Source organism: Halorubrum ezzemoulense DSM 17463 (genome assembly GCF_002114285.1).
Classification (GTDB): Archaea; Halobacteriota; Halobacteria; order Halobacteriales; family Haloferacaceae; genus Halorubrum; species Halorubrum ezzemoulense.
Window position 1 is genome coordinate 122852 of record NZ_NEDJ01000001.1, and the last position, 20489, is coordinate 143340.

Annotated in this window: 21 protein-coding genes; 11 read left to right on the forward strand and 10 right to left on the reverse strand. The window is 71.4% G+C overall.

Features of this window, described 5'->3' with window-relative positions; translation table 11 throughout:
* Positions 1–59: 59 nt before the first annotated feature.
* Complete coding sequence (locus B9H04_RS00650) at positions 60–770, forward strand: DUF5806 family protein (protein ID WP_049930460.1); 711 nt, start codon at positions 60–62, stop codon at positions 768–770.
* The gene (locus B9H04_RS00655; protein ID WP_049930458.1) at positions 767–2482 is read left to right on the forward strand and encodes a PAS domain-containing sensor histidine kinase; all 1716 of its coding nucleotides are present in this window, start codon (positions 767–769) and stop codon (positions 2480–2482) included. The genes B9H04_RS00650 and B9H04_RS00655 overlap by 4 nt, the downstream gene beginning before the upstream one ends.
* A 30-nt stretch (positions 2483–2512) precedes the next feature.
* On the opposite strand, the gene B9H04_RS00660 is transcribed toward B9H04_RS00655, so the two are convergent.
* The 4 genes from B9H04_RS00660 to B9H04_RS00675 all read right to left on the reverse strand — a co-directional run bounded on the left by B9H04_RS00660 (position 2513) and on the right by B9H04_RS00675 (position 6215).
* The gene (locus tag B9H04_RS00660; protein ID WP_049930456.1) at positions 2513–4234 is read right to left on the reverse strand and encodes an aldehyde ferredoxin oxidoreductase family protein; all 1722 of its coding nucleotides are present in this window, start codon (positions 4232–4234) and stop codon (positions 2513–2515) included.
* A 68-nt stretch (positions 4235–4302) separates the two neighbouring features.
* A complete protein-coding gene (locus B9H04_RS00665; protein ID WP_049930454.1) occupies positions 4303–4833 on the reverse strand; it encodes a YfcE family phosphodiesterase in 531 nt (176 codons plus the stop codon).
* Positions 4834–4869: 36 nt separating this feature from the next.
* Positions 4870–5871, reverse strand: coding sequence for an ornithine cyclodeaminase family protein (locus B9H04_RS00670; protein WP_085682351.1), 1002 nt, complete (start codon positions 5869–5871; stop codon positions 4870–4872).
* Between the two features lie 89 nt (positions 5872–5960).
* On the reverse strand, positions 5961–6215 hold the full coding sequence (locus B9H04_RS00675) for a hypothetical protein (protein WP_049930451.1): 255 nt from the start codon (positions 6213–6215) through the stop codon (positions 5961–5963).
* 152 nt (positions 6216–6367) lie between these two features.
* Here B9H04_RS00675 and B9H04_RS19375 point away from each other — a divergent pair, with 152 nt between their 5' ends.
* On the forward strand, positions 6368–6493 hold the full coding sequence (locus B9H04_RS19375; RefSeq protein WP_276325168.1) for a hypothetical protein: 126 nt from the start codon (positions 6368–6370) through the stop codon (positions 6491–6493).
* Here the strand turns inward: B9H04_RS19375 and B9H04_RS00680 are convergent, their stop codons facing one another.
* Together B9H04_RS00680 and glyA are read right to left on the reverse strand one after the other, a co-directional pair.
* The gene (locus tag B9H04_RS00680; RefSeq protein ID WP_049930450.1) at positions 6494–6904 is read right to left on the reverse strand and encodes a DUF3054 domain-containing protein; all 411 of its coding nucleotides are present in this window, start codon (positions 6902–6904) and stop codon (positions 6494–6496) included. It abuts the gene before it with no gap.
* Between the two features lie 93 nt (positions 6905–6997).
* Positions 6998–8245, reverse strand: coding sequence for a serine hydroxymethyltransferase (gene glyA / locus B9H04_RS00685; protein ID WP_049930449.1), 1248 nt, complete (start codon positions 8243–8245; stop codon positions 6998–7000).
* Positions 8246–8487: 242 nt separating this feature from the next.
* On the opposite strand from glyA, the gene tbsP reads away from it, so the two are divergent.
* The 5 genes from tbsP to B9H04_RS00710 all read left to right on the forward strand — a co-directional run bounded on the left by tbsP (position 8488) and on the right by B9H04_RS00710 (position 13881).
* Positions 8488–9309 carry a transcriptional regulator TbsP gene (gene tbsP, locus B9H04_RS00690; protein ID WP_085682352.1) on the forward strand — a complete coding sequence of 274 codons (822 nt, stop codon included), beginning with the start codon at positions 8488–8490 and terminating at the stop codon, positions 9307–9309.
* A gap of 103 nt (positions 9310–9412) precedes the next feature.
* A complete protein-coding gene (locus tag B9H04_RS00695; protein ID WP_049930446.1) occupies positions 9413–11104 on the forward strand; it encodes a YcaO-like family protein in 1692 nt (563 codons plus the stop codon).
* Positions 11105–11203: 99 nt separating this feature from the next.
* Positions 11204–11542: a cupin domain-containing protein gene (locus B9H04_RS00700; RefSeq protein ID WP_049930444.1), complete on the forward strand. Its 339-nt coding sequence runs from the start codon at positions 11204–11206 to the stop codon at positions 11540–11542.
* Between the two features lie 185 nt (positions 11543–11727).
* Positions 11728–13005, forward strand: coding sequence for an aminotransferase class V-fold PLP-dependent enzyme (locus tag B9H04_RS00705; protein WP_085682353.1), 1278 nt, complete (start codon positions 11728–11730; stop codon positions 13003–13005).
* A gap of 297 nt (positions 13006–13302) precedes the next feature.
* The gene (locus B9H04_RS00710; protein WP_085682354.1) at positions 13303–13881 is read left to right on the forward strand and encodes a response regulator; all 579 of its coding nucleotides are present in this window, start codon (positions 13303–13305) and stop codon (positions 13879–13881) included.
* 57 nt (positions 13882–13938) lie between these two features.
* On the opposite strand, the gene B9H04_RS18515 is transcribed toward B9H04_RS00710, so the two are convergent.
* Positions 13939–14100 carry a DUF7331 family protein gene (locus tag B9H04_RS18515; protein ID WP_167373079.1) on the reverse strand — a complete coding sequence of 54 codons (162 nt, stop codon included), beginning with the start codon at positions 14098–14100 and terminating at the stop codon, positions 13939–13941.
* Positions 14101–14213: 113 nt separating this feature from the next.
* On the opposite strand from B9H04_RS18515, the gene B9H04_RS00715 reads away from it, so the two are divergent.
* The 3 genes from B9H04_RS00715 (at position 14214) to B9H04_RS00725 (ending at position 17553) form a co-directional block, all read left to right on the forward strand.
* Positions 14214–15314, forward strand: a complete 1101-nt coding sequence (locus tag B9H04_RS00715) for an NADH:flavin oxidoreductase/NADH oxidase (RefSeq protein WP_049930439.1) — start codon at positions 14214–14216, stop codon at positions 15312–15314.
* A 92-nt stretch (positions 15315–15406) separates the two neighbouring features.
* Positions 15407–16660, forward strand: coding sequence for a GNAT family N-acetyltransferase (locus B9H04_RS00720; protein ID WP_049930438.1), 1254 nt, complete (start codon positions 15407–15409; stop codon positions 16658–16660).
* A gap of 77 nt (positions 16661–16737) precedes the next feature.
* Entirely contained in the window at positions 16738–17553 is an 816-nt protein-coding gene (locus B9H04_RS00725) for a DUF7547 family protein (RefSeq protein ID WP_049930437.1), read from the forward strand.
* Positions 17554–17562: 9 nt separating this feature from the next.
* On the opposite strand, the gene B9H04_RS00730 is transcribed toward B9H04_RS00725, so the two are convergent.
* The 3 genes from B9H04_RS00730 to B9H04_RS00740 are packed head-to-tail and all read right to left on the reverse strand — an operon-like array spanning position 17563 to position 20447.
* The gene (locus tag B9H04_RS00730; protein ID WP_085682355.1) at positions 17563–18312 is read right to left on the reverse strand and encodes a sugar phosphate isomerase/epimerase family protein; all 750 of its coding nucleotides are present in this window, start codon (positions 18310–18312) and stop codon (positions 17563–17565) included.
* 45 nt (positions 18313–18357) lie between these two features.
* Complete coding sequence (locus B9H04_RS00735; RefSeq protein WP_049930433.1) at positions 18358–19431, reverse strand: methionine synthase; 1074 nt, start codon at positions 19429–19431, stop codon at positions 18358–18360.
* The gene (locus B9H04_RS00740) at positions 19431–20447 is read right to left on the reverse strand and encodes a 5-methyltetrahydropteroyltriglutamate--homocysteine methyltransferase (protein ID WP_049930431.1); all 1017 of its coding nucleotides are present in this window, start codon (positions 20445–20447) and stop codon (positions 19431–19433) included. The genes B9H04_RS00735 and B9H04_RS00740 overlap by 1 nt, the downstream gene beginning before the upstream one ends.
* Positions 20448–20489: the final 42 nt, after the last annotated feature.

Here is a 20489-nt window from a genome sequence, read left to right on the forward strand (position 1 = left end):
GGATCTCCGAGCGGACCGCCACCGACAAGGCTTTTGTTCGCCCGCGGAGTGTCGCACGTATGAGCGATCCCTCCGGCTCGACGGCCGACTCGGCCGACGGGACCGGCGACGCCGCCACGGACCGGTCACCCTCCGACGACGACGGCGACCCCGATCCGCACGCCGGCGACGAACCGGACGCGGAGACGACCGCCGGGGCGTCGGGGGCGTCCGGAGACGAGGCGGACGCGACCGACGACGTGCCGCGGGATGTCCGCAAGTACGAGCGGTTCAAGAAGATGGACGGCGCGCGCTACGAGCGCGTCAACGAGTTCCTCCGCGACCGGACGTACATCACCGCCCGCGAGTGGGCGATCGCCCGGCTCTGCGCCGACTTCCGGACGGAGACCGGCGTCGAGATGACGAAGATCGGCGAGAACCTCCCGGAGCTCATCCCCTTCATGACCGACACGTACACGCCGCAGGCGGTGAACCAGGCGCGCTACTCTTTCGAGGAGAAGGTGACGAAGGCGGGGGCGACGTTTCTCTACGGCGCGATGTCCGGGTTCTTCACCGCCGAGGACTTAGACGAGATGATGTACGAGGTGACCGAGGTCGCGAAGTTCCTCCTGGAGGTCGAGGGCGTTGACCTCGCCGTCGCCGACGAGTTGGAGGCCGAAGACAGGATCAGCGAGGTGATGCGCGAGGTGCGAGCCTCCTCGGCCGACCTCCGGGGCGAGGAGGTGCGCTGCCCCGAGTGCGGCCACGTCCACGAGCCGGCAGAAGAGTGACCATGGACCACTTTCCGGAAGCGATCAACGCGACGCCCGACCCGACCCTCGTCGTCGACGGCGACGGGGTCGTCCACGCCGGGACGCCGAGCGTTGAGACAGTGTTCGGGCTCGATCCGGACGACCTCTCCGGCCGAGCGATCGGCGACGTCTTCGAGGATCCGACCGAACTGGACTGGGGACGCGTCGCGTCGCCGCCCTCCGTCGCCGACCGAGACGGCGGCGAAGCGGGCGCAGCCGGAGACGCGGAGGGGGTTGCGCCGGGGGGTGCCGAGGGGAGCGCACCCGGAGACGGCGAGGAGAGTGCCCCCCTTGGCGGCGAGGAGGCGAGAGCCGAACGAGACGGGTCTCGACACGACGTGACGGCGCTGATCGAGACGACGCGCGCCGGTGAGGCGCGGTCGATGGCGGACGGGTTCGAACTGGCCGTGCGCCGCGGGGACGGCGTCCTCGTCCCGGTTCGGGTCAGCGTCGGCCCGATCGAGCTCGGTGGCGACCCGTACGCGGTCGTCACGGCGATCGACGTCACGAACGAGCGAACGCGGCGGCTGGCGCTCCAGCGCCGCACGAAGACGCTCGAATCCCTCCACGAGGCGACCAGAGAGCTGCTGAAGACGACCGACAGGGAGACGGCCGCCGAGGCGGCGGTGTCGTACGTCGACGACGTGCTGGGCCACCCGATCGCCGCGATATGGCTGTACGACGAGCGGGAAAACGCGCTCGAACCGATCGTCTGGACGGACACCGCGGACGACGTCGTCGGCGAGCATCCGACGTTCGCGGCCGACGAGCCGAGCATCACCTGGGAGGTCTTCGAGAGCGGCGAGCCGACGTACGTCGCGGACGTCCACGACGACCCCGACCGCCACAGCGACGACGCCACGATCCGGAGCGAGCTCGTCGTCCCGCTCGGGCGGTACGGCGTGTTGAACGTCGGCGCGACGGCCCCGGAGGCCTTCGACGACTCCGACCTCGCGGTGGCGCGCATCTGGGCGGCGACGGTGACGATGGTGCTGGTCCGCATCGAGCGCGAGCGGCAGCTCCGGCGGCGCGAGGCGGAGATCGCGCGCGAGCGCGACCGGTTAGAGGAGTTCGCCAGCCTCGTGTCGCACGACCTCCGAAGTCCGCTCAACGTCGCCACTGGAAACCTCGAGATCGTCACGGAGCGGCTCGCGGAGGAGTCGGTCGACGTGGAGGAGCTGGGCGCGGTCGAGCGCTCGCTCGACCGGATGGACGTGCTCATCGAGGACCTGCTCGCGCTGGCGCGGCAGGGCGCCAGCATCGACGAGACCGAGCCCGTCGCGCTGCCCGACCTCGTCGCGGAGTGCTGGGAGACCGTCGACACCGAGTCGGCGACGATCGCGGTCGAGACGGACGCCGTCGTCGCCGCGGACCGCAGCCGCCTGCGACAGGCCCTCGAGAACCTCATCGCCAACGCGGTCGCCCACGCCGGACCCGACGTGGCGGTCACGGTCGGGGCGCTCGACGACGGCTTCTACCTCGAAGACGACGGCCCCGGCGTCGACCCCGGAGACCGCGGAGAGGTGTTCGAGGCGGGCGTGACGACGGACCACGACGGGACCGGGTTCGGACTGAAGATCGTCGCCGAGGTCGCGGAGGCGCACGGCTGGGCGGTCGAGCTCGCCGAGAGCGAGGCCGGCGGGGCCCGGTTCGAGTTCCGCGGCGTCGACCTCGACCCGGGCGACGGGTAGGCGGGCGGAGGCGCGGGCCGAGCGCGCCCGTCAGTCGTCGGCGGGCGCCGCGCCGGCCGGGTCGAGCCCGTCGCCGTGACCCGGGACGGTGCCGTCGTCGTTCCAGCCGCGGAGCGCGTAGTACTCGGAGAGCGCCGCGTCGAACCCGTCGATGGCGTCGGCGTACGGGAGCGTGTCGTCGCTCCGGTCGAAGCCGCGGGCGTTGTTGAACGCGCGCTCTAACTCGACGACCCGGGCGCCGAGCGACTGGAGGTCGTCGTAGTCGGCGTCGAGCAGCGCCGCGAGCCGGTCGTCGGTCACGGTTCCCCGCGAGAACTTACAGACCACCGCCGAGTCGAGGACCGCGTTGCGGTTCTCCTTCGCGACGAGCTTCGGCGGCTTCCCGTCGAGGCCCTGCGGGTCGAACGCCTCGTCGGGGTCGACGAGCGGGTACTCGTACGGGTAAAACTCCCCGTACATGTGGTCCGCGCCGCGGTTCGCGGTCGCGAACGCGAGTCCCTGCCCGTTGAGCGCGCGGCCGTCGTGGCCGGAGAAGGCCATCCCCTTGACCGTCCAGTCGTCCGCGCCGAACTCCTCGTGTGCGCGGTGGACGCCCTCCGCGAGCTTGTCGCCGACGCCCTCGCGATAGGCGATCTGCTCGACGAGCGAGCAGACGAGGTCCGCGTTGCCGAACTCGTCTTCGCTCTCTAAGAACATGGAGACGACGTCGCCACAGGAGATGGTGTCCATCCCGAGCTCGTCGCACAGCTCGTTGGCGCGCATCACGTCGACCACGTCGTCGACGCCCGCGTTCGAGCCGAACGCCATCACCGTCTCGAACTCCGGCCCCTCCGTCTCGACGCCGGTCGCCTCGTCGCGGGTGGGGAGCTTACAGGCGAACGCGCACTGCGAACAGGTCCCCTTCTCGTACTTCTTCTCCTCGACGCGGTCGCCGGAGATGCCCTCGACGCCCTCGAAGGAGGTCTCCGCGAAGTAGTACGACGGGAGGGCGTCGACCTCGTTCGCCAGCTCCGTCACGCTCGTCGTCCCCTGCCGTTTCATGATCGAGTCGGAGGTGGCCGCCTCGCGGTGGACCTCGGCCGCCTTGTCGGGCCAGTCGACCTCGATTTCGGCGTCCGCGTCGCCGGCGAACGTGAGCGCCTTCACGCCCTTCGCACCGAGGACGGCGCCCAGCCCGCCGCGGCCGAACGCCCGGGTGTCGGAGGTCATGACCGACGCGAAGCGGACCTCGTTCTCGCCCGCGGGCCCGACGCAGGCGACGTGTTCGGGACCGAGGTCGTGCGTCTCGGCGAACCGATCGGAGACCGCCGACACCTCGGCCTGCTCCAGGTCGTCGACCGCCTCGAAGGTCACGTCCGGCTCGCCGTCCGGCCCGACCTCACGGACGTGGACCGCGAGCAGGTCGTCGCTCACGCCCGTGATCTCGACGGCCGCGTACCCCGCGCCGGTGAAGTTTCGCGAGAGGAATCCCCCAGCGTTCGACGAGCAGAGGCCGTTCGTGAGCGGCGAGACGGCCGTGGCGGCCATCCGGCCGGTGTAGGAGGTCGTCGAGTACTGCATCGGACCCGTCGAGAGGAAGAGGCGGTTCTCCGGGCCGAGCGGGTCGGCGTCGAACGGGATCCGGTCGTACGCGAGCGACGTGTTGAGCCCGCGGCCGCCGACGAACGACGCCAGCCGGTCGTCGATCCGGGTCGTCGACGCGGTCCGCTCCGTCAGGTCGATCGTGAGGAGCGGGCCCTGTGCGTGTCTCATGGACGTACGGAGCGAGCGAGCGGCGATAAAACTCGGGGTGCGAGCGGCGCGTCCGTTACCACGGGGCGTCAGCGGTCGAGGACGTGGTGGGTCACGGCGTCGACGCCGGAGGCCGCCGTGTCGAGCGTCGCCACGCGGAACGCGTCGTCCGCGCCGTCGACCGGGATCGGGAGCCCGCCGGGGTTCACCCGGACGGTCCCGCCGCGCGCCTCGGCGCCGTGCGCGTGGGTGTGCCCGTGGAGCACGTAGTCGTAGTCGCCGCAGTCGACGAGCGCGTCGACGACGAGGTCGCTCGTGCCGTGGGTGACCGCGACGTCGACGGCGTCACCCGCTCCGTCTCCGCCGCCGAACGAGAGCGCGGCAGCCTCGCCGTGGTAGGTGCCGAACTCCTCGACGGTCGACTCGACCGCCCACTCGCCGTCGTTGTTCCCGCGGACCGCGTGGAACGCGAAGTCGGCGTCGAACGGGGTCACTGAGAAGGGCGCGACGAAGTCGCCGCAGTGGACGACCGCGTCGACCCCCTCGCGCTCGAACAGCGAGACGGCCGCCTCGACCGCGGCCGAGTCGTCGTGCGTGTCTGAGACGATGCCGATCAGCATACCGGCCGGTCGGCGGCGCGCCACTTCAACCCCCGCCTACTCGCCAGTCAGCGCCTCGCTCGCGGGCGCGAAGTCGATGGTCTGCCCCCGACCCTTCTCGCTCGCGCGCTCGTACAGCATGTGCGCGGCCGCGACCGTCTCGACGCCGGTGCCGCCGGAGTCGAAGACTGTCACCGCGTCGTCGCTCGCCCGGCCGGGGTGGTCGCCCGCGACGACCGCGCCGAGGTCGGCGGCGATCCCCTCGCCCGCCTCGATCAGGCCGGCCTCGACCGCGGCGAGGTACGAGCCGGCGTCCTGCGTCGCGCGCGCCCTCAGGGCGGGGACGTACGTCGCCCGAGCGACGAGCTCGGGCGGGAGCTCGTTCTTCTCCGGGTGGTCCTGGCCCATCGCCGTGACGTGAGTCCCCGGCTCCACGTCGGCGTCGGCGATCACGGGGTCGCTGGCGGTCGTCGCGGTGATGACCACGTCGGCCCCCGCCAGCGCGGCGCTCGCGCTCTCGACCGCGGTCACGTCGGCGGCGAGCCGGTCGCCGAAGTCGGCGGCGAACGCCTGGCGGTTCTCGCGGGTCGGCGAGAAGACGCGGACCGCCTCGAACTCGCGGACCGTGGCGGTCGTCGCGACCTGTCCGCGCGCCTGCGCGCCGCTGCCGATCACGGCGAGCTCGGTCGCGTCGTCGCGGGCGAGCGCGTCGACCGCGACCGCGCCCGCGGCGCCGGTCTTGAACGGGTTCATCGACGCGCCGTCGAGCAGCGCGAGCGGTTCGCCCGACTCGGCGTCGAACAGCGGCGTCATGAACCACGCGTCGCCCGCGCCGAACCCCGCCGAGTAGGTGTACCCGCCCATCGCGCCCGTCTCCGGGAGGAGGGCGGCGTAGGTGGTGAGCATGCCCGGCGGCTCGCGGTTGAGGAGCTTCGTCCGCGGCTCGGCGGGCGCTCCCTCGCCCACCTGTCGGTACGCGTCGCGCACGGCGGCGACGTAGTCGGCCGGGTCCGCCAGGTCGTCGACCTCGGAGCTAGTGAGGAACAGGGTCTCCGTCATAGTCGGCCACTCGTGGCGCGGGGACTAAACGGTACAGGACGCGGCGACCGGGAACGCGACGCCGCGGCGACCGGGAATCACTCCGCGCCTCAGTCGGCGGTGCCCGCCGAGGAACCGCCGCCCGCGGAGCGCTCGCCGGCGTCGCCGTCGAACGGCCGCCGTTCGGGGGCGCCGTCCGCGACTGGATTTCGGACGAACATCGCGTGAGCCATCACCGTGGCCGCGGCGACGGCACCGACCGGGAGCGCCGACGTCAACGACAGTCCGACCAGCGTGAGCGAGGCGGTCACACCGATCAACGCCACCGGGATGAGCCCAAGCACGTAGTCGTAGTATCCAGTCATGCTTCCATTAGCTAGTAGTCGAAAATCTATATTAAATTTTTCCCGCGGTTCGGGAGCAGTTCGTTCGTGAACACGCAGATGTTACTCATAACTTATGGCTTGGTCCGAGGCTCCGTCGACTCGGGATGGGTAGTCGGCGAGAGGAGGGACCAGTGGGAAAAGAGGTCGGGGAGGAGAACGGCCAGCAAGGAGAGCAACACCACAGTCGGCCGGTCGACCGCGTCAGCGAGAAGCGAGGCACCGCGGTCGGGCGCTCGGCGCGCAGAGAGCGCGGGTGACTATCGGAACCGGAAGTAGAGGGCCCGCCAGCCGCCGAGGGCGACGGATCCCAACACGAGCATGACGGCGGCGAACGTGACTTCGGCCCCGCCGCGGAAGACGAACGCGCGCAGCGCGAGTCCGACGACCGCGGCCGGGATCCACGACCGGATCACGAGCGGGACCGAGGACTTCGCGGTCTCGACCGCGCCGGCGGAGTAGGCGCCCACGAGCGGCGCGACCACGACCCAGCCGATCAGGAAGGGAGCGAACACGCCCGCTAAGTACAGCGGGTTCGCGGTGAGGAACTCGACGGTCTGGTGGTTGAGCGTCCCGACGGTCAGTAACAGGATCAACGCGATCACGTCCCCGACGGCGAACGGCGCGGCGCCGCGGTCGAGGCGGGCGGCGAGAAACGGCGGAGCGTCCATACCGACCCCTGCGAGCCGGCCCCACTTTTACGCACGGATTCGTCCGCGCCGGTGCGGTCTCGCGACAGGGCGATCCCGCATCGGAGCGGTCGGTTACTCGTACAGCGGGTGCGCCTCGCAGAGCTCGACGACGCGCTCACCGACCTCGTAGATGACGTCGTCGCTGTCGACGTCGTCGACGACGCGGTAGATCAGGTCGCCGACCTCCTCGATCGCGTCGGCGTCGAAGCCGCGGGTGGTGAGCCCGGCGGTGCCCGCGCGGATCCCCGAGGGGTCGAACGCCGACCGCGTCTCGCCGGGGACCGTGTTCCCGTTGAGGACGATGTTCGCGGCCGCGAGCGCGTCCTCCGCGTCCCCGCCGGAGAGGTCGGGGTGGGAGTCGCGCAGGTCGGCCAACACGAGGTGGTTGTCGGTCCCGCCGGAGACTAAAGAGAGCCCGTGCTCCTGAAGCGTCTCGGCGAGCACCTCCGCGTTGTCGACGACCTGCTGGGCGTACTCCTCGAACTCGGGCTCTAAGGCCTCCTTGAACCCGACCGCCTTGCCGGCGACGTTGTGCATCAGCGGGCCGCCCTGCCCGCCGGGGAAGACGGCCGAGTCGATGTCGTCCGCGAACTCCGCGTCGCACATCACGATCCCGCCGCGGCCGGCGCGGATCGTCTTGTGGGTCGAGCCCGTGACGAAGTCGGCGACGCCGACCGGCGAGGGGTGGACGCCCGCCGCGACGAGCCCGGTGATGTGGGCGATGTCCGCGAGGTGGTAGGCGTCGACCGCGTCGGCCGCCGCCTGGATTTTCTCCCACTCGACGGCGCGCGGGTACGCGGAGTAGCCCGAGACGACGATGTCGGGGTCGAACTCCTCGGCGACCTCCCGGAGCCCCTCGTAGTCGATATACCCCGTCTCGGGGTCGACCTCGTACTGCTCGACCTCGTACAGCTGCCCCGTGAAGTTCGCGGGGTGGCCGTGCGAGAGGTGGCCGCCGTCATTGAGCTTCAGCGACAGGATCTTGTCTCCCGGTTCGAGGACGGAGTAGTACACCGCCTGGTTCGCCTGCGTGCCGGAGTGCGGCTGGACGTTGACGTGGTCGGCGCCCCAAAGCTCCTTCGCGCGCTCGATGGCCAGCTCCTCGACCTCGTCGGCGTACTCGCAGCCGGCGTAGTAGCGCGACCCGGGGTAGCCCTCGGCGTACTTGTTGGTGAGGACGCTCCCCTGCGCCTCCAGCACCGCCTCGCTCACGTGGTTCTCGCTCGCGATCATCGCGAGCGTCTGCTCCTGTCTGTCGCGCTCGCCCGCCAGCGCGTCGGCGACCGCCGGATCGACCTCCCGGACGTGCTCGTGGTCCATGTGCGAACCCGGGCGCGACCGCGCATTAATCCTTCCGTCGCCGGCGCACGTGCGACCCCGCTCGCGTCCGCTGCCCCGAGCGCGCGACCCGCGGCGACCGGACGCGAGGCCGCCTCGCGTCGACTGCGCTTGGGTAACCCCGATCTGCCGAATTTACCCGCCTCAAGCACGCTTATCGGGTTATTCGTTCCATGAACCCCGTTAATATTAAATACGCAACCGGCTTTCATACCGAGAGACAAATGGTGTCGAATTTACTGGCGGCCGACGTCGAGGCCGCGCTCGAAGCGGCCTTCGACGGGGACGACGACGAGCTGCTCGTCGTGGACCCCGCCGCAGAGACGATCGTATCGCTGGTCGAGACGGCCGTCGGGTGGGACGACCTCCCGAAGCTGTCGATGCTCCCCGACGAACGCACCCTGAAGGACGTGCTCGACGACTTCGTCGTCGCGTCCCGGGCCGCGGACCTCGTCGCCGACGGCGACCTGGACATCCGAGTGCTGGACGGGGAGGTCGACAACGCCCTGTTCGTCTCGCCCTCTCGGGTCGTCGCCCTGGTCACCGCGGGGGAGGGCGTCGCCGCGCTCTCGACCGACGACGCGGAGTTCGTCGAGGAGGTGTACGAGACCCAGCGCGCCGCCTTCGACGACGCAGAGGCGTACGCGCTCCGCACGCCGGCGATCGCCCGGGTCCGCGAGACGCTGGAGTCCGAGATCGGTGAGGAGGCCCGGTCGGACTTCGACGCCGTCCTCGACGCGACCGAGCGCGACGACGGGGTGGACCTCGACGAGGTGACCGTCTCGCTGCTCGTCGCGGCGAAGAACGACGTGCTCCTCTACGACATCTCGAAGTGGGGCGAGGACGTCGGTATCGCCTCGAAGGCGACGTTCTCCCGGACGAAGACGCGCCTCGAAGATCAGGGGATCATCGACACGGAGAAGGTCCCGATCGACGTCGGCCGACCGCGGCTCCGCCTGAAGCTCGGCGACGACCGGCTCCGGGACATCGACGCCGCGGAGCTGGCCGCCGAGGCCGCCGAGATGCTGGCGGCGACGCCCGCCTGAGCGCGCCCGCGAGCGCTCTCGGACTCCCTCCGCGGACGCGCCGAACGAGCCGCCGCGCGCCGCGGACCCGCGGCTTTTTTTCGCCGCCTCGCGTCGACCGGGTATGGACATCGGACTTGTCGGCGACGGCCCCGCGGTCGAGGCCGCTGAAGCCGCGCTCGGCGACGTCGACGTGAACGCGATGCCGGTCGAGGCCGACCTCCTCGACGGATTCGACGCCGCGGTCGTCGTCGACACCGCCGGGTCGGCGACGTTCGGGGCCGCGGACGACATGCTCGATCGGTGGGTCGCGGTCGAGGTGGGTGGGCTTGGCGCCGTTCCCCTCGCCGACCTCGACGCCGCCGTGACCGTCTTCGACGACGCCTGCTACGACTGCCTGCGCGCCCGGGTCGAGAGCGGCGGGGCGGAGCCCGCCGACGCGCCGACCGGCCGCCGGTCCGCCGTGCGCTACGCCGGCGCGGTGGCCGGACGCCGGACGATCCGGCTCCTCGCGGGCGACCCGGTGGCGGACACCGTCGTCGAGGTGCCGGGCGGCGAGCGGACCCTCCTCCCGGTACCGGGGTGCGGCTGCGGCGACGGCCCCGGGGACGCGCTCCCGCGCGACCACGCCGACCGCGGCCTCGACGAGGCGATCGACCGGGCGGAGCGCGCCGTCGACCGCCGGATCGGCGCGCTGGCGGAGGTCGGCGAGCAGGAGTCGTTCCCCGTGCCGTACTACGTCGCGCGGGTCGCGGACACCACCCCGTTCTCCGACGCCGACGCGGCGGACTTCGGCGGTGGCGCGGCCGCCGACTGGGACGCCGCGTTCATGAAGGCGCTCGGCGAGGGGCTAGAGCGGTACGCGGCGGGCGTCTACCGCGAGGCGTCGTTCACGCGCGCGCCGGCCGCGAACGTTCCGAACCCGGTCACCCCGGACGCGTTCGTCCGCCCCGACGGCGCCGAGGCGTACGACCGCGACGACCGGCTCCCGTGGGTCCGCGGCGAACGACTCGGGACGGGCGAACCGGCGAGCCTCCCGGCGGAGTTCGTTCACTTCCCGCCGCCGGAGCGGCGGTACCGGCCGCCGATCACGACCGGGCTCGGCCTCGGTAGCTCGGGTCCGGACGCCGCGCTCTCTGGGCTGTACGAGGCGATCGAGCGCGACGCGACGATGACGAGCTGGTACTCCACGACGGAGCCGCTCGGGCTCGACGTCGACGACCCGGGCTTCGCCGAACTGGAGAAGCGAGCGCGGGCGGAGTCGCTGTCGGTGACGCCGCTGCTCGTCACGACCGACGTGGACGTGCCCGTCGTCGCGGTCGGGGTCAGCCGCGAGGGCGACTGGCCGCGGTTCGCCGCGGGATCGGGCGCCGACCTCGACCCGGCCGCGGCGGCGCGGAGCGCGCTCGCCGAGGCGCTCCAGAACTGGACCGAGCTCCGCTCGATGGGGCGGGAGGCGGCCGACGAGCAGGGGGCGGCGATCGGCCACCACGCCGACCTGCCCGGGGAGACGGCCGCGTTCTTCGACCCGGACGCGTCCGTCTCGGCCGAGGGGCTCGGGGAGCCGGAGCTGACGGGCGAGGCCGAGCTGTCGGCCGTCGTCGACCGCGTCGAGGCCGTCGGGCTCGACCTGTACGTCGCCCGGGTGACGACCCGCGACCTCGCTGCGGTGGGCTTCGAGGCCGCGCGGGTGCTCGTGCCGGGCGCACAGCCGCTGTTCACCGGCGACCCGTTCTTCGGCGACCGCGCCCGCGAGGTGCCGCGGTCGATGGGGTTCGAGCCCGCGCTCGACCGGCCGTACCACCCGTTCCCGTGACTGCGGCTGGGTCGGAGACGCCGACGGTGCGGTCCGACCCTCCCGGCGCCGACTGCCCGTGCCCGCGGATTTAGGTGGCTCGGGGTCGCGGGGGACCGTATGGACGTCGCACCCGACGCGGACGCGGAGGCGGTCGAGGCGGTCGACGGCGTGTTCCTCACGCAGGGGGCCGTCGGCGACGACGTGAGCATCCAGCGGTTCGAGATCGAACCGGGCGAGACGGTGCCCGAACACGACCACCCGCACGAGCAGGTCGGCGTGATCACGGCCGGGCGGCTGACGTTCGTCGCGGACGGCGAGGAGCGCGTCGTCGGCCCCGACGACACCTACGTGATCCCCGGCGGCGAGCCGCACGCGGCCGAGAACCGGACGGACGAGCCGGTCGTCGGCTTCGACATCTTCTCGCCGCCGCGGGCGGATCCGGACTGGGGGGAGTAGGCGGCCGCGGGAGTCGTCGGAGCGGGGGCGGATCCGAGGAGGTGCCGGGCGGTCCGAGGCGCAAGTCGCCGCGGGGCGGATCGGGAGGGTACCCCGCCGCGGACCGGCCGATATCGCGCGTCTGCGATACCCGCAAGACGTACCGGACCGAAGGTGTGTTAGTGCTCGGGGCCTGATAACAGGTAATGGGAGTCCACGAACAGTACCCGTTCGATGTGGAGGCGCTCCGCGCCGATTTCCCGATCCTCGATCGGCAGGTCGGCGGCGACCCGGAGACGGCCGGCGAGGGCGCGGGCGACGACACCCCGCTGGTCTACCTCGACAACGCAGCGACCTCGCACACGCCCGACCCGGTCGTCGACGCCATCTCCGACTACTACCGGAGCTACAACGCGAACGTCCACCGGGGGATCCACCAGCTGAGCCAGGAGGCCTCCGTCGCGTACGAGGAGGCCCACGACGCGGTCGCCGACTTCATCGGCGCGGCGGGCCGCGAGGAGATCGTCTTCACCAAGAACACGACCGAGGCGATGAACCTCGTCGCGTACGCCTGGGGGTTGGAGGAGCTCGGCCCCGGCGACAACGTCGTCCTCTCCGAGATGGAACACCACGCCTCGCTCGTCACCTGGCAGCAGATCGGCAAGCGGACGGGCGCCGACGTGCGCTTCATCGACGTCACCGACGAGGGGCGGCTCGACATGGACCACGCGGCGGAGCTCGTCGACGACGACACCGAGATGGTGTCGGTCGTCCACGTCTCGAACACGCTCGGCACCGTGAACCCGATCGGGGAGCTGGCCGACCTGGCCCACGATCACGGCGCGTACGTCTTCGCCGACGCCGCGCAGTCGGTGCCGACGCGCCCGGTCGACGTCGACGAGCTCGATGTCGACTTCCTCGCCTTCTCCGGCCACAAGATGTGCGGCCCGACCGGGATCGGCGTCCTCTACGGTCGCGAGGAGATCCTCGACGAGATGAGCCCGTACCTCTACGGCGGGGACATGATCCGGCGGGTCTCCTTCGAGGACTCCACGTGGGAGGACCTGCCGTGGAAGTTCGAGGCCGGAACCCCATCCATCGCTCAGGGGATCGGCCTCGCGGCCGCGATCGAGTACGTCGAAGCGATCGGTATGGACCGGATCGAGGCCCACGAGGACCTGCTGGCCGAGTACGCCTACGACGAACTCGACGAACTCGGCGGCGTCGAGATATACGGCCCGCCCGGGGACGACCGCGGCGGCCTCGTCGCGTTCAACGTCGACGGCGTCCACGCCCACGACCTCTCCAGCATCCTCAACGCCTACGGCGTCGCGATCCGAGCCGGGGACCACTGTACGCAGCCGCTCCACGACGAGATGGGCGTCGCCGCCTCCGCGCGCGCCTCCTTCTACTTCTACAACACCGTCGAGGAGGTCGACGCCCTGGTCGACGCGGTCCGGGAGGCGCGCGACCTGTTCGCCTGAGGCCTCTCGGCCGGCGGCGTTCGACGCGTAACGGGCCCTTCGGCGACGCTCGATCCCGTCAGCGGGCACTCCGGTGTGAGCCGCGCGCCCACGGCGTCGCGCCGCGTGCGGCCCAGAGAGAGAAATCCTCCGTACGTCCGGGAATTTTCACCTAATACTACCGGATAATCGCGTTTGAGGGGCGTGACAACGGTGATCGCGGAATTATTATACCGTTCCCGCGGCTACTGTTGGTAGAAGGATTACAACCGTCGTAGTAAGTTATTCTTCGACGAGTCGTCGCCAGCGCCACAACCCATGACCGACCAGACACCGCCGTCCGAAACACACGCGGACACGACCGCAGCCACCGACCGAGTCGAAACGACCGTCAGCGAGGAGAACCGCGAAGCGCCGATCGCCGTCCTCCAGATCGAGCCCGACGCCCGCTCCGCGGAGCTCTTCGAGACGTTCGCCGAGCGGATCACGGACCGCGTCCACGTCCGGTCCGTGAAGCGCCTCGCCGACGGGGTCGACGCCGTCGAGACCGGCATCGAGGTCGGCGGCGAGCGGGTCGCGGTCGACTGCGTCGTGACCGAACAGCGGCTCCCGGACGGGCACGGCATCGACCTCACCGAACGGTTGCGCGAGGTCGACCCGGCGCTCCCGGTCGTGTTCCACAGCACGTGTCCGGGCGAGGAGTGCGAGGCGGCGGCGTTCGGCGCCGGCGCGGACGCCTACTTCGAGAAGGGATCCGACCGCGGGGGATACGACGCGATCCTCGACCGGATCCGCGCGCTCGCCGACGCGCAGCGCAGGGAAGAAGGGGGCACGGGAACGGCTGCGACGCCGCGGACCGCCGGTTCGACCGGAGAGACGCTCCGCTCGGAAGAGTGAACACGACGGGCTGGGCGGGAGGAGACGCCGCGCCGGTCGAGCGCCGTTGAGGACGCGTTACCGTTCGAGATCGACGGTGAGGTCGGTCGCGATCCACGCGTCGGTGTTGCCCTGTTCGGCGAAGACGGTCCGCTCCTCCGAGCAGCGGGTCGCGGCGACCGTCGGTCGCTCCTCGGTCGCCGGCTCGGCGTCCGGCTCGATCCGGTCTCCCGTTGTCATTACACCCCGCTCAGGGAGCGGCGGGCATATAGATTTCGGTCGGCCTAAACCAGCGGCGGCGATCCGGGCGGGGGATCGGAGGGCCTTACGTCGCGGCGGTCGTGCGCCGATCCGTGACCGACACGCTGTTCACGCCGCTTTCGCTTCGCGACACCGAGTTCCGGAACCGCATCATGCTGTCGCCGATGTGTCAGTACTCCGCCGACGACGGCCTGGCCACCGACTGGCACCGGGTCCACCTCGGCGCCCGCGCCGCCGGGGGCGCCGGAGTCGTGATGACGGAGGCGACCGCGGTCGAGGCCCGCGGACGGATCACGCCGGACTGCCTCGGGATCTGGTCCGACGAGCACGCCGAGGCGATCGAACCGATCGTCGAGTTCGTCCGGTCGCAGGGTGCGGCGCCGGGGATCCAACTGGCACACGCCGGTCGGAAGGCCTCACACCGGCCGCCGGCCGAGGGGGGCGACCCCATTCCGGGGGACGAGGCGGACGGGTGGGAGACCGTCTCCGCGACCGGCGAGCCCTACCCCCACGCGGAGGTCGGCGAGGACGGACTCGCCGACACCCGCCGGCTGGACGAGGCGGGGATCGACGAGGTGATCGACGCGTTCGCGGCCGCCGCGGAACGCTCGCGCGACGCCGGGTTCGAGGTCGCGGAGGTCCACGCGGCCCACGGCTACCTCCTCCACCAGTTCCTCTCGCCCGTCACCAACGACCGCGACGACGAGTACGGTGGAAGCTTCGAGGACCGCACGCGACTCCTGCGCGAGGTCGTCGCGGCCGTCCGCGACGTCTGGCCGGACGGGAAACCCGTCTTCGTCCGCATCTCCGCGACCGACTGGCTCCCCGACCGCGAGTCGTGGGACGTGGACGACTCGGTGCGGCTGGCCCCCCTCCTCGCCGACGCCGGCGCCGACCTGATAGACGTCTCCGGCGGCGGCATCCACCCGGACCAGGAGCTCCCGAGCGCGGGGCCGGGATACCAGGTGCCGTACGCCGAGGCGATCCGCGAGGGGACCGACGTGCCCGTCGCCGCGGTCGGCGGGATCACGGAGCCGACCCACGCCGACGCCCTCGTGCGGAACGAGCGGGCCGACCTCGTGGCGTTGGGCCGCGAGCTGCTCCGCCATCCGCACTGGCCGTTAGAGGCCGCCCACGAACTCGGCGCGGACGTCGAGTGGCCGGTCCAGTACCGCCGCGGCCGGTTCGACTAAGCCGGCCGCGCGACCGGCCGCGGGCGGCGGTGGCGTGAGAACCACACGCAGGCGCCGGGAACACTTATCAGGCTCCCGGGTGCCGACGGCGTATGGGCGACCTCGACTACCGGCCCTTCCCGGAGAAGCGCGACGACGAGTTCAGCGCGTTCATGCGGTACGCCTTCTCTCCCGAGCAGGGGCCGTACGACCCCGAGGCCGACGACGACGACCGCGAGCACCTCGCCGAGTACCGGGGGCTGTTCGACGGCGAGGAGGCGGTCGCGGTGTGCGGCCACCACGACTTCACGCTCCGGATCCGCGGGCGCGACCGCGACGCCGCCGGCCTCTCCGCGGTCGCCTCCCCGCCGGAACACCGGCGCCAGGGCCACATCGAGCGGCTCCTCCGCGAGTCGCTGACGGAGTACCGGGAAGACGAGATTCGGTACTCCGTGCTGTGGCCGTTCGAACACCCCTTCTACCGCCGGTACGGGTGGGGGACGGTGAGTCGATATCGGTGGGTGAAGACGCCGCCGGAACAGTTGGCGTTCGCGGCCGACGCGACTGACGGAGGTGACGAAACGGGGAAATTCCGGCGGCTCGACGAGGGCGACTACGAGGCGGCGGCAGACCTCCTCGCCGCGACCGCGGACCGGTACGACTTCACGATGGCGCGGACGGCGGCGTGGTGGCGCGAGAACACCCTCCGCGGGTGGCAGACCGATCCCTTCGTCTACGGCCTCGGACGGGACGACGACCTCCGCGCGCTGCTGTCGTACACGTTCACCGAGCGCGACGACGGCGACGGGAAGGCGATGGTCGTCTCCGACGCCGCCGTCGCCGACCCGTCCGCGTGGGACGAGGTGTTCCGCTTCTGTCGGGACCACGACTCGCAGGTCGAGCGCGTCCGGCTCCGCCTCCCCGCGGACGTGAGCCTCCTCGACCGCGTCGACGACCCGCGGGCGGTGACCGAGGAGGTTCGCGCCGGACCGATGTTCCGGCTCGTCGATGTCCCTGCGGCGCTGCGAGAGCTGGCCCCCGACCCGGATCTCGACGCCGAGTTCACGCTCGCGGTCGACGACCCGCTCGTCGGCTGGCACGACCGACCGATCCGGGTGACAGTCGCCGGCGGCGAGGTCGACGCCGAGCGGGTCGACGCCGGCGGAGACCCCGGAAGCCCGGACGACGCCGACGTAGCGGCGGGAATCGGCCCGCTCTCGCAGCTGTACGCCGGGTACCGCGGCGTCGACGACCTCCGGGCGCACGCCGCGCTGGACGTCGGCGACGACGCTTTCGGCGAGGGGCTCGCCGCCGACCTCGGCGCACTCTTCCCGCCGCGGCCGACGTTCCTGCGCGAGGCCTTCTGACCGGCGGCGGTGCGGCCGGTCTGGGCCGGGCGCGACCGCTGCCGGGCTTTTTATCCGCGCGCGCCGTAGCAGGTGGCATGAGTTCCCGCGACCGACGCGACGACGACCTCGAGGAGCGGCTCGACGAGCTCGAGGACGTGCTGGGCGAGCTCCGGGCCGACCTCCGGGAGAGCGAGCGCGACCGCCGGGGTCCCCCGCGGCCGCCGCGGCTCTCGGAGCTAGTGCGGTTCACCGAGCAGTACACCATCCCGACGGTCATCGCGCTGCTGGAGACGACGATCAAGTCGCTCGAACTGCTCCGGGGGACGCTCCGGCTCGCGGACCCGGGGCGGAGCGTCGCCGAGGGCGCAGAGGGGGCGGGCGACCGCCTCGCGGACGTGCGCGACGGCGCGACTGCCGGGCTCTCGCGCTCCCTCTCGGAGCTCCGGACCGCGCTCTCGGAGGCCGACCTCCCCGAGGACGCCGCCTCGCGCTCGATCATCGCCGACGCGCGCGACCTCACCGCGGAGATCGAGTCCCGCATCGACGAGGGGCGCCGCGAGGCGGACGCGGCGCGCGACCGGCGGCTGGGCGGCGACCCCGACGGCGACCGCAACGCGCGGAGCCGAGGGGACGCCGAGGAGCGGTCCGACCGAGGCGGCGGCGCGAACCCCGTCCGGATCGACGTGACCGAACCCGGCGAGAGCGACGACGCGAGCGACGAGGCGCCCGGTGAGGGCGATGCGAGCGGTGACGCCGCCGACGAGCCGCCGGAGGTCGACGTGGAGTCCGAGCTGGAGTCGATCAAACAGCAGGTCGACGGCGACGCGGCCGAGACGAGCGGCGATGCGGCCGACGCGAGCGACGACGCGCCCGGAGCGGACGACGAGGACGCGGCCGGCGGAGCGAACTGAGCCGCGGAGTCAAAAGGACGCGCCGAGGCGGTCGGCGACGCGCTCGGCCGAGTCGAGGAGCAGCGCCGCATCGTCGGTGAACACCTCCAGCGCGACCGTCCCGCTGAAGCCGTCGAGCTCGGACGCGACGAGGTCGTAGTCGACCTCGCCGGCCCCGACCGGGAGGTGGGTGTCGCCGCGGCGGCGCACGTCGTGACAGTGGAGGTGCGAGATCCGGTCGCCGTGGCTGCGGAGGAACCGCCTGATCGCCTTGTTGCCGCCCTCCATGTACGCGTGGCCCACGTCGAAGCAGATCGGCGTGTCGGTCTCGCGGGCGAGGTCGCCGAGGACCGAGAGCTGGAGCCCCGCGTGCTGGTGGCCGACGTTCTCGACGACGACCTCGACGCCCGCCTCGCGCCCGACGTCGGCGACGCGCCGGAGCTGGTCGGCCGCGGTCTCGCGGAACGCCACGTCGTCGCGGTCGGCGGAGGTGGCGTGGAGGACCGCCTTCTCCGCGCCGAGGGCGCCGGCCGCGGTCAGGAGCCGGCGCGGGTAGTCGACGATGGCGTCGTTCACCTCGGGGACGTAGCTGGCCGGTCGCTGGCTGTACGGCAGGTGGACGAGCAGGTCGCGGCCGCCGAGCGCGTCCGTCAGGCGGCCGGGGTCGACCTCGTCCGGCACGAGCGTCGGCTCGCCGACGCCGAGTTCGCAGAAGTCGAACCGCGCCGGCGACGCCGCGAGGCGGTCGAGGTCGTCGCCGACCGTCACCCCGATGTCCATGCCGGACGGTGGGTGCGGCGACTTCTTATAAATAGCGTCGGCGGATCAGTCGTCCGCGAGCGGGTTGTCGAGGTCGATGTCGCCGGCGTCGATCTCCGCTTCGACCTCGCGGACCGCGGTCACCATGTTCTCCGTCTTGCCGTACGCGATGTCGCGCGGGAGGAGCTTCAGCCCGCAGTCGGGCGAGATCGTGAGATTCTCCGGCGGGACGACGCGGAGGCCCTGCCGGATGTTCGCTTTGATCTCCTCGACCGGCTCGACCTCGGCGGTGTGGGCGTCGACGACGCCGAGCGCGAGGTCGGGCTCGAACTCGGGGTCGGTGAACGTCGGGATCTGCTCGAAGTCGCCGTTACACAGCTCCACGTCGAACTCGTCGATCGGGTAGTCGTTGATCTCGGGGTAGATCCGCGAGTAGTCGCCGTAGCAGACGTGGAGGCCGATCCGGACGTCCTCGTCGATGCCCGAGACGATGCGTTCGAGCGCCTCGCCGACGATGGCGTGGTCCTCCGGCGTCGTCGCCAGCGCGGGCTCGTCGATCTGGATGTAGCGCGCGCCCGCCTCGACCAGCTTCTCAACCTCCTCGTTGACGAGGTCCGCGAGGTCGTACACGAGTTCCTCGGTGGAGGGGTACGCCTCGTTGAACGCCCAGAAGCCGAGCGTGTACGGCCCCGTGATCGGGACCTTCACCGGGCGCTCTGCGACGTTCGAGGTGAACTCGAACTCGTCGACGAGCCACGGCTCGTCGTACGCGACCTCCTCGACCACGCTCGGCTTGTCGAAGTAGTTGTGGCCCCACACCTTCACCGGCCCGTTGAACTCGTAGCCGTCGATGCGGTCGGCGAAGAACTCCACCATCTCGTTGCGGCGCATCTCGCCGTCGACGACCGTGTCGAGCCCGGCGCGCTCGTGTTCGTGCGTGATGAGCCGACAGGCGTCGTCGTGCGCCTCTTCGAGGTCGGACTCGTCGAACTTCGAGTCGGGGTCGTCGACGAGCTCGTCGGCGCGGTTGAGCCACTTCGGCTTCGGGTACGAGCCGACGACGGTCGTGAGCAGGAACGCGTCGTTCGGGTGGTCGTCCGGACGGAACTGGTCGCGGTTGGCGGACGGGTTTCGGACCATTAATCGAGCACCTCCGCGGCGTCGGCGAGGGCGTTCAGCTTCGCGCGGCACTTGTTCGTCGGCAGGTAGAACAGCTCGGTGTTCGGCGTGAGGTACGTCCGGTCGAACCCCTCCAGCGGGATCTGCGACTCGAACCACTCGACGCGCTCCGCGATCGTCTCCGGCTCCTCGACCAGCGTGTTCTGCCCGTCGACGAGCCCGAGCGACAGCGAGTCGGTCGAGCCGAACTCCTGGACGTTGTAGACGGTGTCGTCCCGGTCGCCGGCGACGAGGTCAAGCCCGAGCGCGTCCGCGCCCGCCTCGTCGACGAGGTGCGCGTACAGCTTCTCGCCGAGCGCGCCGTAGAACGTCTGGACGACCACGTCGGCGTCGGTCGCGTCGGCGACCGTCGAGATGGCGTCCGTCGCGCCCGCCTCCTCGCCCTCGGCGGGCGGGTTCGTGATGAGCGACGGTTCGAGGAGGAACAGCGTCTCGTGGTCGGGGAACGCCTCGACCTCGCCCGCGAGGAACTCGGCGATGGCGGCCTGGAAATCGGCCTCGTCGCCGCGGTGTTCGTCGGTCGCGAGGTCGGCGAGCGAGTACGGCCCGGGAAGCGTCGCCGCGAGCGACGCGTCGTCGACCCCGTCGGCGTCGGCGAGCAGGTCGGTCGCCTTCTCCAGTTCGCCCGCCACGTCGCCCGAGAAGTCGAGGTCGTCGACGACCCGCGGGTCCCGGTAGAAGTTGTTGTTGTCGTAGTACCGGACGATGCCGCCGGTCTCGACGGCGTCGCTGACGGTCAGCGGGTGCGCGATCATGTCGTCCCAGCGGCCCTGCCCCTCGGAGATCAGGTCGAGGCCGGCGTCCAGCTGGTCGTCGACGTACTCGGCGCGCACCTCGTCGTACGCCGCCACGATCGCCTCGCTCTCGTCGCCGCTCAGGAGGTCCCCCTTCTGGTGGCCCTTCAGGTCCGAGAGCGTCTCTTTCGCCCGGTCCGGGAGCGGATACAGCCCCGGCGTCGCCGCGACACGTTCGGTCATCACCGATCGTTGGATATACCGTCGTATAATATTTGCTAATGC